Raw genomic sequence first — 12,363 nt, 5'->3', positions numbered from 1 at the left:
GGGTCAGGTGCCCTGCGCGCGGAGGATGGCGGCCATCTCCTCCAGGGAGACCGAGCCCTCGGAGCCTTCGGACTCGGCTTCGTCCGCAAGCCTGTTGAGCCAGTCCTCCTCGGCCTGCTCCGCCAGCAGGCTCAGGCGCTGGTACTCGCGAATGTCGATCACGACGGCTTCCTGCTTGCCGCGCCGCGTGATGATCGTCGGGGTGTCCTCGCGGCGGGCCCGGTCGAGGACGTCGGCGAGATGGCTGCGGACCTCGGCCATCGAAGCGATCACAGGCTCACTCATGTAGCAAATGTATCAGGTGTACATCTGTTGCGGAGTGGATCGCTCGATGCCTGCCAGGCGCCGTGGTGCCCTCTGCTCAGCCCATGCTCTTGGTGCCGTCCAGGGCCTCGCGGAGGATGTCCGCGTGGCCCGCGTGCTGGGCGGTCTCGGCGACGATGTGCATCAGCACCCGGCGGGCGGACCATGCGGCGCCCGCCTCGAACCAGGGGGCGACGGGCAGTGGCTGGGTGGCGTCCAGGCTCGGCAGGGTGGTGACCAACTCGTCGGTGCGGCGGGCGATTTCCTCGTACTCGGCGAGCACCCCGGCGAGCGTCTCGCCGGGCAGAAGGCGGAACTCCTCGGCCCGGCGGGCGAGGTCCTCCTCCGTCCAGGTGGTGAAGTCGGGCATCGCCGACGGGCCGACCAGGATGAACTCGGCCCAGAGCTTCTCGACCCGGGCGACGTGCTTGACCAGCCCGCCCAGGCAGAGCTCGCTGACCGTGGTGCGCAGCCGGGCCTGCTCGTCGGTGAGGTCCTTGGTGGTGAGCCGCAGGAAGGTGCGCTGCTTGGCCAGAGCCACCAGCAGGTCGGCGCGCTCGCCGGTGACGGTGGCCTTGGAGGTGAGGGTCTCGGTCATGGTGTCCGCCTTCGTTCGGTGGTGGGTGCGTCCGGTGGATCGGCTGCTGAGAAAGACATTACGGAGCACAGCGGTCAGTTTCTGTCCTGAATCCCGGGCAGAATCGGAGTCATGGCGAACACCAGCACCAGGACCCTGCGGCTGCTCTCCCTGCTCCAGACCCACCGGCACTGGCCCGGCGAGGAGTTGGCGGACCGCCTCGGCGTCTCCGTCCGCACGCTGCGCCGGGATGTGGACCGGCTGCGTGAGTTGGGTTACCCGGTCGAGGCGCAGCGCGGGGCCGAGGGCGGGTACCAGTTGGCGGCCGGGGCCGCGCTGCCGCCGCTGGTGATCGACGACGAGGAGGCGGTGGCGCTGGCGGTCGGCCTGCAGACGGCCGCTGAGGGCGCGGTGGAGGGGATCGCCGAGGCCTCGGTGCGGGTGCTGGCCAAGGTGGTGCAGGTGATGCCGGCCCGGCTGCGGCGGCGGGTGGAGGCGCTGCGGGCGATGACGGTGCCCGCCGGATGGGAGGGCCCGGGCGGCGGGGCGGACCGGGCCCGGGTCGATCCGGTGGAGCTGACGGTGGTGGCGCTGGCCTGCCGGGACGGCGAGCAGCTGCGCTTCGGCTACACCGCCGCCGACGACCGGCGCACCGAGCGGCAGGTCGAGCCGCTGCGGCTGGTCTGCCTGGAGCGGCGCTGGTACCTGGTCGCGTACGACCTCGGCCGGCACGACTGGCGCACCTTCCGGCTCGACCGGCTCAGCGCGCCGCAGACCACCGGGCTCCGGTTCCGCCCGCGCGAACTCCCCGCCGCGGACGCCGCCGAGTTCGTCCGCGCCGGGCTGGCCAACCGCCCCCGCCCGCACCGGGTCGAGGTCCGGGTGGACGCCCCCGCCGAGCAGGTCCGCGAGCGGATCGGCCGCTGGTGCACCGTCGAACCGGTGGACGCCACCCACTGCCGGGTCGACCTCACCGCCGACTCGCTGGACTGGGCGCTGCTCGCCTTGGGCGTCCTGGACGCCGAGTTCCGGCTCTCGGGCCCACCCGAGCTGGTGGCCAGGATGGCCGACTGGGGCCGGCGCTTCACCGCCGCCGCCGAGGCCGCTGGCTGAGCCGGTCGGCTGTGGCGGTCGGGTGTGGCGGTCGGGTGTGGCGGTCGGCCGAGGTGGCCCCGGCGGCCCCGGTGGCCTCGCTCGGCGGGTGGCTACTCGCCGGTGAGCAGGCGCAGTCGCGGGGTGGCGGCGGCCAGCACCAGGCCGACGACGGTGGCCAGGCCGCCGAGGGTCAGGTAGAGCGCGGCGCCGGTGAGGTGGGTGGCCAGTTGGCTGCCGATCGCGTCGCCGGTGGAGGCGGCCAGGAAGAACAGGCCGGCCAGCTGCGAACCCATGCCGGGCGGCGCGAGCTTGTGGCTGATGGACAGGCCGGTGGGGCCGAGGAAGAGCTCGCCGAAACTCTGCAGCAGGTAGAGGCCGACCAGCCAGAGCAGCGAGATCCGGGTGTCGCCGGTGGCCTGGGTGGCGGCCAGCGCCAGCAGCAGGAAGGAGAGCCCGCAGAGCACCAGGCCGGTGGAGAACTTGGCCGGCGAGGAGACGCTCACCCGCCGCCAGACGTACGCCAGCACCCCGGCGAAGGAGACCGTCATGATCGGGTTCATCGCGGACTGCCAGGTCACCGGGATGCCCATCATGTCCACGTGGTCGGCCGCGAACAGCTGCACGTTGGAGGCGGCCAGGTCGAAGATGCAGAAGAACACCACGGCCGCGCCGAACAGCCAGACGTACGCGCGCACCCCGGCCCGCCCGCGCTCGTCCAGGTCCGGACGGCGCAGCAGCTTGCGGAAGTAGCCGATCGGCACCAGCACGGCCAGCACCGCGAAGGCGGTCAGGAAGTGCGGCAGGGTCAGCGTGCCGGTGGCCCGGGTGATCAGGCCCAGGAGCACCACGGCGGCGGCCACTTGACCCACCCGGCGGAGGATCCGGCGGCCCTCGGCCGGGGTGAGCGGACGCTCCGGAGCGTCCGGGGTCTCGCGCAGCCCGTCGGAGAGCACGAAGACGACCAGGCTGAGCGCCATCCCGACGGCGGCCGAACCGAAGGCGATCGCCCAGCCGAAGCGCACCCCGAGCCAGCCGACCAGCAGGGTGGCCAGCAGCCCGCCCAGGTTCACGCTCGCGTAGAACTTGCTGTAGGCGGAGTCCCGTTCACGGTCCGACCGGGCCGCGTAGACCTTGCCGACCAGCGCCGTCATGTTGGGCTTCTGCAGCCCGGTGCCGAGCGCCACCAGCACCAGGCCGGTGTAGACCGTGCCCGCACCGAGGTCGAGCGCGAGCGAGACGTGCCCGAGCAGGATCACCACCCCACCCAACAGCGCGGCCCGCCGGGCCCCGAGCAGCCGGTCGGCCACCCAGCCGCCGGGCAACGCGGTGAAGTAGCAGGCCGAGAGGTAGGCCCCGACCAGGGCCGTCGCGGTGGCGGTCGACATCCCCAACCCGTGGGCGGTGTCCACGAGGAAGAGCGCGAGCACGGCCCGCATTCCGTAGAAGGACCGCTAGGAGAACCGCTCTGCCGCCTCGCTCAGACAGAGCGGCAGCAGCCCCTTGGGGGCACGGTTCTCTGCGATCACCTCCACCCTGGGCTGGGTGGTGGTGGACATGGCTCGGTCTCCGAATCTCTCATGACAGCTCTCGACCCCACCACGTTCGTCGAAAGCACAGGCCCCGGGCAGAGGCCAAAGTCGTGACCGCCACGGGACGAAGGCCCTAGAGCCCGGCCTCCGGGGCCGTCCCGGTCAGCACCGGTCGGAGCAGGTCGAGCACGCCGGTCCAGCGGTATGCGGCGGGGTCGGTGCCCGGGCCGAACGGCTCCTGTTCGTCCACCAGGACGCCCATCTCCCGGAGCCCGGCCAGGCTGCGGGCGTACGCGGGGTGGGCGGCCTGGGCCGCGTTGAGGTAGGGCTGGACGGCGACCGGGGTGCCGAGGCCGTACGCCTCGCAGAGAATGCCGAGGGCCAGGGTGTCGGAGATGCCGGCGGCCCACTTGTTGACGGTGTTGAAGGTGGCGGGCGCGACCGCGATCGCGTCGGCCGGGGGCAGCGGCTTGGGCTCGCCGGGGGTGCGCCAGGCCGAACGGATCGGGTAGCCGGTCTGCGCCTCGATCGCCGCCGGGTCGATGAACCCGAGCGCGGTGGGGGTGGCGACCACCCCGACCCGCCACCCCTCGGCCTGGGCGGCGGCGATCAACTCGCTGACCCGGGGCGCGATCCCGGAGGCGCAGACGAGGACGTAGAGGAACGGTGCGCGGCGCTCGGTCACACCCGGGCTCCCAACTGGCGGTGCGGCGGACTCTCGTCCTTCGGACGGCCCCGACGCTACCCGGCCACCCGACTACCCGGCCGCCCGGCCGCCGACGCTAGCCGCGTGGCCGGCGCAGTGCGGGCCGCCGGAGTCGCAGCAGGGCCAGCAGCCCGGCCAGGGCGAGGGCCGGGATCGGCAGCACGGCCCAACCCAGCGCGGTCTGGGGGCTGCCGGGCAGGTGGTCGCGCAGGACGCCCACGGCCAGGGCCGAGAGCAGGGCCGTGGCGAAGCCGATCACGTTGACCACCCCGCAGTAGGTCGCCGCCGACTGCGGCGGGCAGTCCTCCTTGGCGAAGGAGAACGAGAGCAGCGCGACCCCTCCGCTGCCCCCGACCAGCAGCGGCAGCAGGAAGAGGGCCACCGTGGAGACCGGGCCGCCGGTCCACAGCAGCAGCCACCCCGCCAGATGGGCGCCGGTGACTCCGATCACCAGCGGCACCCTGATCTCCGGCGCCCGGGCCGCCGCCCGGCCGGTGATCCAGGACACGCTCGCCGTGACGCCCACGCCCGCCGTCAGAAGCAGCTGCGCGGTGGTCGGCGCGAGCCCGTGGCACTGGGTCAGGAAGGTGTAGCCCCAGAGCGCGTTGAACACGACGAACGGTCCCATCAGCGCCAGGTGGGCGGCCACGGCCAGGTGCACACCTCGGCTGCGCAGGGCGGCGCCGAGGACTGCGGCGCCGACCGGGGCCGGCGCCGGGACCGGGGCGGACCGGGGCCGGTCCCGCAGCAGGAGCGCGACGACCAGTGCGAGCAGGGCGCTGGCGGTCGAGACGGCCCCGAAGGACACCTGCCACCCGAGCAGGTGCAGCGCCTGGGCCAACGGCAGTGCCGCGCACAGTTGGCCGATCGCTCCGATCGCGCCGGTCAGGTTGTTGACGGCAGCGAATCGATTCTGCGGGAACCATGACGCGCAGAGCCGGAGCGTGGCCAGGTAGACGAAGCCGTCACCGGCCCCGACCAGGACGCGTGACACCATCGCCGGCGTGAAGCCGGGCACGAAGGCGAGCACGGCCTGCCCCGCTCCCATGCACAGGAGTGCCCCGGTCAGGGCGGCGCGGGGGCCGTAGCGGTCGGCGACCAGCCCGGCGGGCAACTGCGCGCAGGCGTAGCAGAGCAGTTGGAGGGCGGTCAGTACCCCGAGCCCGGTGGCGCCGAGGTGGAAGCGCTGTTGGGCGAGCGGGGCCGCTACGGCCAGCGAGGTGCGGTTGAGCTGTGCCACCGCGTAGGCGAGCGCGCCCAGTGCCCACGCCGTCCGGGCACCGTGGAGAGCCCGGACGGACCTGAACCGGAGCCCCCGCGCGGTCTGCTCGGGCGGCACCGTGGCGTGGCTCCGGCTGGCCGGCACCCGCGCGCCGGTGGTGGAGGGCTGCCGCTCCACCGGTCGGGGGACGGCGGGGGCGGCGTCGGTCACGACGGACGGATGTCTCATGTCTCGCTCCTGGGGTCTCTCCTGAGGGAGGCCCGGGGCAGGTGTCTGCGGTGGCGCCCCCGGCGCCTGGAGAACCGCTCCGCGCGTCATCGGTTCGCGCAAATCGCCTGGGAGGATCGAAAGATGAGGCCGATCGGGCCAAACGGTCAGCCGAACAGCAGTACCGGGGTTGCACAGTGGGTACTCTGTCCGAAACGGCTTCCGAAACGGCTTTCGGTGCGGCCGACTTGAGGCGGGTGGGGCCGGCGGCCCGTGCGGGGTGCCGGCCGTACCCGGGTACGGGGGAGGGCATCCTCTGTGTACGCAGCAGGGCGGCTGCGGCGCTCCCGTTCCGCTCGTAGGGCGTCGGCGGGCGGCTGTCGGCTGTCGGCAGGGGCCGACCGGGTGGCCCGGCGGTGCGGAGCCGCCGGGTGGCCCGGAGTTACCGGCGGTGGCGGCCGTGCGGGTCGGCGTCGGCCGTGTCGTCGGCGGCGGTGGAGCCGCGGTGGCGGCCGTGCGCGGCGTCCGACGTGGTCTCGTCGGCGCCGGGAGCCGTGGTCTCGTGCTCGGGGGTGTCGGTGAGGGTCTCGGACATCGTGGTTCTTCTCCGTGCAGGGGTCGTGGTACTGGGCCACCATAGCGGCCCGGCTCGGTCGCCCGCTGAGGTGATCCCCCGGCCGGACGTGCGGCCCGGTGCCGGAGCCGGGGGGCTGCCGGGCTCACGCGCTCAGGCTGCCGTGCCGTCCCGGGCGGCGAGCCGGGAGGGCACGGCAGCCTGCCCGCGCCAGTGGCCGACCAGCTCGCGGTAGAGCGGCGAGATCACCTGGAGGTCGCCGTGCCGGGCGGTGACGCCGCGTCCGGCGTCGAGCAGCAGCACCCGGTCGGCGCGCAGCGCGGAGCCGAGCCGGTGGGCGATCACCACCAGGATGCCGGGGCGTGCGGCGAAGGCCGTCTCCACCCGAGCCTCGGCCGCCGCGTCCAGGTGCGAGGTGGCCTCGTCCAGCACCACCAGCGGCGCGGGGGAGAGATAGGTGCGGACCAGGGCCAGCAGCTGCCGCTCCCCGGCCGACAACCCCTCGCCCACCATTCCGTCCAACCCGCCCAGCCGGTCCACGAGTTCGGCCGCGCCGAGCAGGCCGACCGCCTCGGCGAGCCGGTGCGGCGGGGTGTCGGGGGCGAGCCAGCAGAGATTCTCGGCCACCGTGCCGTCGAACAGGTACGCCTCCTGCGGCATCAGGGCCAGCAGCCGTGCCCGCTCCGGCCCGGTCACCTCGTGCGGCCGCACCCCGCCGATCAGCACCTCCCCGCGCAGCGGCACCAGCAGCCCGGCCAGCAGGGCGGCGAGGGTGGACTTGCCGGTGCCGCTGGGGCCGACCACCGCGAGGTGGTCACCCGGGTTCAGCACCAGGTCGAACCCGTCCAGTACGGGCTGCGCAGTCGGCCCGTAGGCGTGGCCGAGCCCGCGCACCCGTACGCCCACCAGCGGCGGGGTGACGGCGTCGACCACGGGCCCGGCGGTCGGGGCGGGAACGGGCAGGGTGGCCAGGCGGTCCAGGGTGACGGCCAGTTCGAGCACCCAGCCGCCCAGCATGCCCGCCAAGGTCCTTACCGCGGGCTCCAGTTGCTGGAGCAGGTAGGCGGCCACGCCCAGCACCTGCCCGGTGGTCAACCAGCGGTCGCCCACCAGCCAAGGCGAGGCCAGCGCCACGGCCAGCACCGGCGCCCGGCCGGCCAGCGCCACGGCCAGGGTCCGCAGCGCGGTGGCCCGGCCCAGCGCCCGGACGGCGGCGCCCTGCTCCCGGACGGCCGCCGTCAGCGCGGCGCAGACGCGCTGCTGCGAGCCGCAGGCGGTGATGTCCCGCAAGCCCTCGAAGGCCCGGGTGGTCTCGGCGGCCACCCGTTCGTCCGCCATCACCACCGCGCGCCGCCGTGCCAGCAGCGGCCGGAGCAGCCGGGCGAAGAGCACCCCGCCGATCAGCAGGGGCGGCAGCACCAGCGGCAGCACGACCGGTGCCAGCACCGCCAGGCCCAGCAGGGCGGCGACCAGGGTGACCCCGACCCCGCGCAGCGTGCGGAGCAGGGTGGCGGTCAACTGCCGTACCGACTCAACCTGTTCGGTGATCCGGGCGACGGCCGACGGGTCCGGCTCCGGCGCGGCCAGGGCGCTGCGCACCACCCGGGTCACCAGCGAATCCCGCAGCGGCTCGACCACCGCCGCCACGTACGGGAAGGCGGCCCGGGTGGCGTGCGCCCGGATCCCGTAGGCCAGCCCGAGCCCGGCCAGCCAGGCGCAGCCCACCCCCGGCCGCCCGGCGAGGAAGCCCTGGTCGACGGCGTGCGAGAGCAGCAGCCCGGAGAGCAGTGCGGGCAGCGCCTCGACACCCGACCAGGCCAGCACCCGGACCGCCGCCGGACGGACGGTGGCGAGGTGGCTGCCCAGCAGGGCCCAGGCCGGGGCGTGGCGCAGTCTGCTCATGGGGCTGGCTCCTGGAGACGGGGTGGGTGGTCGGGGGAGGAAGGGGCGCGGGGTCAACGGGTGAGTTCCTGGTCGAGATGGGTGCCCGCGAGGGTGGCCCGGTATGCCGGGTCGGCGAGCAGAGTGCTGTGCGGGGCCAGAGCGCGCAGGCGGCCGCCGTCCAGCCAGGCGACCAGGTCGGCCTCGGCGGCGACGCGGGCGCGGTGGGCGACGACCAGGCGGGTGCGGCCGGCGGTGGCCTCGGCCAGGGCCTGGCTGATCTGGTGCTCGGTGGCGAGGTCGAGGCTGGAGGTGGCGTCGTCCAGCACCATCACCCGGGGGTCGACGGCGAGCAGTCGGGCCAGCCCGAGGCGCTGCAACTCGCCGCCGGAGAGCCTGAGTTCGTGCGGCGGGGTGCGGCGCCCGGCGGGCAGTCGGGCGAGGAAGCCGTCGGCCCGGGCCGCCTCGGTGTGCCGGGCCTCGGCGCCTTCCAGCGCCTCGCCCAGGGTCGGCCCGACCAGCACGGGCCGCTCGAAGGCGTAGCCGACGGCCCGGCGCAGCTCGGCGGTGGCGAGCTCCGCCACCGGGACGCCGTCGATCAGCACCCGCCCCTCGTCCGGCTCCCGCAGCCGCCCGGCCAGGCTGGTGAGCACCGACTTGCCGGCCCCGGACCGCCCGACCAGGGCCACCGTCCGCCCGCCGGGCACGGTCAGGCTGAGCGGGCCGAGCAGCACCTGTCCGCCGTCCCGGACCAGCACCTCCTCGAAGACCAACTCGCCGTTGCCGCCCGGAAGTCGACGGGTGCCGACGGCGGGTGCGGGGGTGTCGAGCACCTCGGTCACCCGGTGCAGCCCGGCCCGGGCGTGGGCCACGCCGGCCAGCGCCTCCACCTGTTCGAAGAAGCCCACCCCGAGGGCCGTCCAGCCGGCCGCCGCCGCCAACGCACCCGGGGGCAGCGCCCCTTGGGCGACCTGGAGTCCGGCGGTGGTCAGTACGGCGAGCTCGACGACGGCCACCAGGGCCGTGGCCTGCCAGACCGTACGGCGCTGGGTGGACCACAACGCGTGGCCGGTGGCGGAGAGTTCGGGCAGCGGACTGAGCACCCGGCTCGTCTCGCGCTGTTCGGCGCCGGCGGCGTGGATGCTGCGGAGCCCGCCGAGGGCCTGGGTGAGCCCGGCCGCGAGGGTGGACTGCACCTCTTGGTACCGCTGGAAGACCGCCCCGGCCCGGCTCAGGAACAGCCGGATCAGCAGGATGCCGGGCACCAGCCCGCCGAGGAAGGCCAGGGCCAGCCAGGGCGAGAGCACCCCGAGGCCGATCACGGCCCCGACCGAGGTGACCAGTGCGGCGACGGCGCCCAGCCGCGCGGCGAACCCGCCCCCCGCGTCGGCGGCGGCCCCGACCAGTCGGGCGGTGAGGTCACCGGGGGCCAACGGCTGCGCGGGCCCCAAGGCCAGGACGTGCCGCAGCAGCCGACCGCGCAGCGCCACCGTCACCTCGGCCCCGCAGGCCGGCCCGGCCGCGGCGGCCACGGCACCGGTCACCGCCCCCAGCAGCAGGACGGCCGCCAGCGCCCACACCCCGCGCCCGCCGTCCACCACCTCGCCGACCAGTCCGGGCAGCAGCAGAGTCGCCCCGGCCTCCACCGGCACGCTCAGCACGAGGGCCACTCGCCACCCGAGCACGGCACTCCTTTCAACGGACGGAACCACCGGGGGCGTGGGGTACTGCGCGAAGCGGGAGACCACGGTACGTAGATGGCCGGTCGCGCAGTACCCCACGCCCCCGGTGGTGCAACTGACCGGTGCTGCGTACAGTGCGGCCGTGCCGCCCCTCCTCGGGAGAGGGGCGGCACGGCCATCCGACACCTGTCGACTAGGCGATGGTGAAGAGCAGGCAGGTCAGGATCAGACAGGTGTACTGGCACCCGCCGCCCTGGCCGGTCAGCTCGACGGACTCGGTCTCCGGCAGCTCCTGGAGCGCGGCGAGGTCGGTCTCGAAGTCGGTGAAGTTCTGCATGGTGGGTCCTCCCCTTGTCGTTCGCCGGCCGCACGGTGCGGTCGACGGGTGCCACCTCAGTGGCGGCTGCGGCAGATTTCCTCCCCGCCGCAGGTCTGGCTCCCCGGACCCGGTGAGTGCCACCACCGGGACGGGGAAATCTGTGGGTGACCTGGAGGTCAGGTCGGTCGGCCGGTGGCCAGGAAGGCCGCCAGCAGTTCGTGGAGCACGGCCGCGCCCTCCTCGGCGAGCACCTCGTGCCCGGCCCCGGCCGCCTCCACGTAGCGGAAGTCGCTGCCCTCCACCCGGCCCTGCCGCAGCAACTCGTGCCGCAGGGCGCGGGATTGGCTGACCGGCACCACCTCGTCCCGGTCGCCGTGCACCACCAGCAGCGGCGTGGTGAGCCGGTGCGCCAGCCCGAGCACGTCCCGGGGGCCGAGCGCGTCCTCGATCGGCTGGGCGCCGCCGAGGCGGGTGGTCAGGGCCCGGACCGGGGGCGCCGCCTCGGCCAGCAGACGGGCACCGGACAGGAACGGGGCGACCACCGCGCACCGGCTGACCAGCCCGGCCGGGGCGTGGGCTGCGGTGAGCAGGGCCAGGAACGCGCCGTAGCTCACCCCGAACAGCGCGGGCGGTTCGAGCCCGAGTGCCGCTCGCTGTCCGGCCAGCCCTTCCAGCAGGTGCAGCAGGTCGGCGAGGTCGGGGCCGCCCCAGGCGCCCCGGATGGCCATCGCGTGCGCGGCGCCGTAGCCGGTGCTGCCGCGCTGGTTGGGCGCGAGCACCGCCAGACCGGCGGTGGCCATCCGCTGGAGCGCCGGGTCGAACTCCAACCGCCAGGCGTCGGCCGGCCCGCCGTGCAGGGCGAGCACCAGGTGCGGGGCGCTCAGCCAGGCCTCGCCGCCGTAGACCACGGCCTCGATCGGGCCGGCCGGGCCGGTGAGTTCGAGGCTCTCGGCCCGGTGCCAGTGGCTGCCCTCGGCCGGTCCGGTGCTGCCGTCCAGCCGCCAGCCGGGCGGGGTCCGCCGGTCGTACCGGGCCGTCGGCGCGAGCTGCCCGCCGACCGCGACGGCCGACGCTCCCGCACCCAGCAACGCGTCCACGTCCAGGGTGGCCAGCGCGGCGGGGTGGTCGGGCGCCGAGTAGGGCATCCGCAGACCGGCGGTGGACCAGTGGCCGACGGCGCCGAGCCGCCCGGGCGGCACCGGCAGCGGGTCGAGCCGACCGCCGCTGGGCGTCCAGAGCGCGAGCGCGGAGGCAGCGCCCCGGTCGATCTGCGCCACCACCCGCGGCAGTTCGGCCGCCGAGTCGGCTGTGGCCCACGAGCCGGTGCCGGAGGCGTCGGCCGTGGCCGACGAACCGGTACCGGAGGTCTCGGCCGTGCCCCACGAGTCACCACCAGAGGTAGTGCCGGGCGCGAGGGCGATCGGCCGGAGGAACACCCCGGGCACGTGCAGCACTTCGGGGAAGCGCAGCGGCGCGCTGCCGCCGAGCACGCCCCAGCCGAGCCGGTCCTCGCCGGGTGCGTCGCTGCGCACCATGGCGAACCGGGTGTCCGGGTCGAAGAGCACCAGCCGGTCGTTGCTCCGCTCGGCGATCTCCAGCAGCGGGGTGGCCTGGCCGAGGTCGAGGTCGAGCACGACGGACTTCACCACCCCGTCGGCGACCCGGTCCAGCGCGAGCAGCCGCCCGGACCGGTCGAGCCAGACCCCGCCGCCGTGCAGGCCGGGTATCTCGGCCACCTGCCGGGGTGCGGAGCCGTCGGCGTACACCAGCCAGACCGTGGTCATCGGCCGGGTGTCCGTCCCGAGCGCCACCGCCACCGGCCCGCCCAGGCCAGTGCCGAACGACGTACCGGTGCCCGAGGTGCCGTTGTCCACCGCCGGGACGGGCAGCAGCCGCAGGCCCGGCATCCGCAGGGTGGCGAGCACGCGTTCGGTGCCGGCCGTGGAGAGCAGGACGAGGTCGTGCCGGTCGCCGTCGTGGCGGCAGACCAGCACCCGGCCGTCTGGCAGTGCGACCAGCTGGGAGCGCAGGCTCTCCGAGCGCTGACCGGGCAGCTCCACCGGGGTCGGGACGGCGGAGCCGTCCACGGTCAGCCGCCAACTCTCCACGTACCAGCCACCGTCGGCGCCGGCGGCCAGGCAGGCGGCGTGCGAACCGTCGAGCGCGAAGGTGAAGCTCAGCCGGCGCAGGGCGGGCGCGGTGGTGCGGGTGGCGGTGCTGCTGCTCATGGCGGGCTCACCTCTTTCTCTGTGCGGGGGAATGGAATTG

The 12,363-nt window shown here is 74.9% G+C and carries 11 protein-coding genes; 1 reads left to right on the top strand and 10 read right to left on the bottom strand.

Translation table 11 applies throughout. From position 1 onward, the window contains the following. Positions 1 to 3 precede the first annotated feature (3 nt). Together CFP65_RS10685 and CFP65_RS10680 are read right to left on the bottom strand one after the other, a co-directional pair. The gene (locus tag CFP65_RS10685; protein ID WP_254552327.1) at positions 4 to 285 is read right to left on the bottom strand and encodes a type II toxin-antitoxin system Phd/YefM family antitoxin; all 282 of its coding nucleotides are present in this window, start codon (positions 283 to 285) and stop codon (positions 4 to 6) included. Positions 286 to 361: 76 nt separating this feature from the next. Then, on the bottom strand, positions 362 to 901 hold the full coding sequence (locus CFP65_RS10680; protein WP_104815884.1) for a DinB family protein: 540 nt from the start codon (positions 899 to 901) through the stop codon (positions 362 to 364). A gap of 111 nt (positions 902 to 1,012) precedes the next feature. Here CFP65_RS10680 and CFP65_RS10675 point away from each other — a divergent pair, with 111 nt between their 5' ends. Then, entirely contained in the window at positions 1,013 to 1,993 is a 981-nt protein-coding gene (locus tag CFP65_RS10675) for a YafY family protein (RefSeq protein ID WP_104815883.1), read from the top strand. Between the two features lie 92 nt (positions 1,994 to 2,085). Here CFP65_RS10675 and CFP65_RS10670 read toward each other — a convergent pair whose 3' ends face one another. The 8 genes from CFP65_RS10670 to CFP65_RS10645 all read right to left on the bottom strand — a co-directional run bounded on the left by CFP65_RS10670 (position 2,086) and on the right by CFP65_RS10645 (position 12,323). Next, positions 2,086 to 3,411 carry a peptide MFS transporter gene (locus CFP65_RS10670; RefSeq protein ID WP_104815882.1) on the bottom strand — a complete coding sequence of 442 codons (1,326 nt, stop codon included), beginning with the start codon at positions 3,409 to 3,411 and terminating at the stop codon, positions 2,086 to 2,088. Positions 3,412 to 3,637: 226 nt separating this feature from the next. Next, positions 3,638 to 4,189: a flavoprotein gene (locus CFP65_RS10665; protein ID WP_104815881.1), complete on the bottom strand. Its 552-nt coding sequence runs from the start codon at positions 4,187 to 4,189 to the stop codon at positions 3,638 to 3,640. Between the two features lie 97 nt (positions 4,190 to 4,286). Then, complete coding sequence (locus CFP65_RS10660) at positions 4,287 to 5,660, bottom strand: MFS transporter (protein ID WP_158702128.1); 1,374 nt, start codon at positions 5,658 to 5,660, stop codon at positions 4,287 to 4,289. Between the two features lie 421 nt (positions 5,661 to 6,081). After that, on the bottom strand, positions 6,082 to 6,234 hold the full coding sequence (locus CFP65_RS39685) for a hypothetical protein (protein ID WP_168219587.1): 153 nt from the start codon (positions 6,232 to 6,234) through the stop codon (positions 6,082 to 6,084). A gap of 132 nt (positions 6,235 to 6,366) precedes the next feature. Continuing rightward, positions 6,367 to 8,115 carry an ABC transporter ATP-binding protein gene (locus CFP65_RS10655; RefSeq protein WP_104815879.1) on the bottom strand — a complete coding sequence of 583 codons (1,749 nt, stop codon included), beginning with the start codon at positions 8,113 to 8,115 and terminating at the stop codon, positions 6,367 to 6,369. Between the two features lie 53 nt (positions 8,116 to 8,168). After that, on the bottom strand, positions 8,169 to 9,779 hold the full coding sequence (locus CFP65_RS10650) for an ABC transporter ATP-binding protein (protein WP_158702127.1): 1,611 nt from the start codon (positions 9,777 to 9,779) through the stop codon (positions 8,169 to 8,171). A gap of 190 nt (positions 9,780 to 9,969) precedes the next feature. Beyond that, positions 9,970 to 10,113, bottom strand: a complete 144-nt coding sequence (locus CFP65_RS38840; protein ID WP_158702126.1) for a VenA family class IV lanthipeptide — start codon at positions 10,111 to 10,113, stop codon at positions 9,970 to 9,972. Between the two features lie 158 nt (positions 10,114 to 10,271). Further along, positions 10,272 to 12,323, bottom strand: coding sequence for an alpha/beta fold hydrolase (locus tag CFP65_RS10645; protein ID WP_104815877.1), 2,052 nt, complete (start codon positions 12,321 to 12,323; stop codon positions 10,272 to 10,274). Between the last annotated feature and the right edge of the window lie 40 nt (positions 12,324 to 12,363).

This window comes from Kitasatospora sp. MMS16-BH015 (assembly GCF_002943525.1).
Taxonomy (GTDB): Bacteria; Actinomycetota; Actinomycetes; order Streptomycetales; family Streptomycetaceae; genus Kitasatospora.
Note: the sequence above shows the minus strand (reverse complement) of the source record. Positions and strands in the feature narration are given on the sequence as shown.

What these genes read in the sequence shown, in the direction of transcription:
- CFP65_RS10685 (WP_254552327.1), bottom strand. Translation starts at nt 285, where the DNA reads ATGAGTGAGCCTGTGATCGCTTCGATGGCCGAGGTCCGCAGCCATCTC.
- CFP65_RS10680 (WP_104815884.1), bottom strand. Translation starts at nt 901, where the DNA reads ATGACCGAGACCCTCACCTCCAAGGCCACCGTCACCGGCGAGCGCGCC.
- CFP65_RS10675 (WP_104815883.1), top strand. Translation starts at nt 1,013, where the DNA reads ATGGCGAACACCAGCACCAGGACCCTGCGGCTGCTCTCCCTGCTCCAG.
- CFP65_RS10670 (WP_104815882.1), bottom strand. Translation starts at nt 3,411, where the DNA reads ATGCGGGCCGTGCTCGCGCTCTTCCTCGTGGACACCGCCCACGGGTTG.
- CFP65_RS10660 (WP_158702128.1), bottom strand. Translation starts at nt 5,660, where the DNA reads ATGAGACATCCGTCCGTCGTGACCGACGCCGCCCCCGCCGTCCCCCGA.
- CFP65_RS39685 (WP_168219587.1), bottom strand. Translation starts at nt 6,234, where the DNA reads ATGTCCGAGACCCTCACCGACACCCCCGAGCACGAGACCACGGCTCCC.
- CFP65_RS10655 (WP_104815879.1), bottom strand. Translation starts at nt 8,115, where the DNA reads ATGAGCAGACTGCGCCACGCCCCGGCCTGGGCCCTGCTGGGCAGCCAC.
- CFP65_RS38840 (WP_158702126.1), bottom strand. Translation starts at nt 10,113, where the DNA reads ATGCAGAACTTCACCGACTTCGAGACCGACCTCGCCGCGCTCCAGGAG.
- CFP65_RS10645 (WP_104815877.1), bottom strand. Translation starts at nt 12,323, where the DNA reads ATGAGCAGCAGCACCGCCACCCGCACCACCGCGCCCGCCCTGCGCCGG.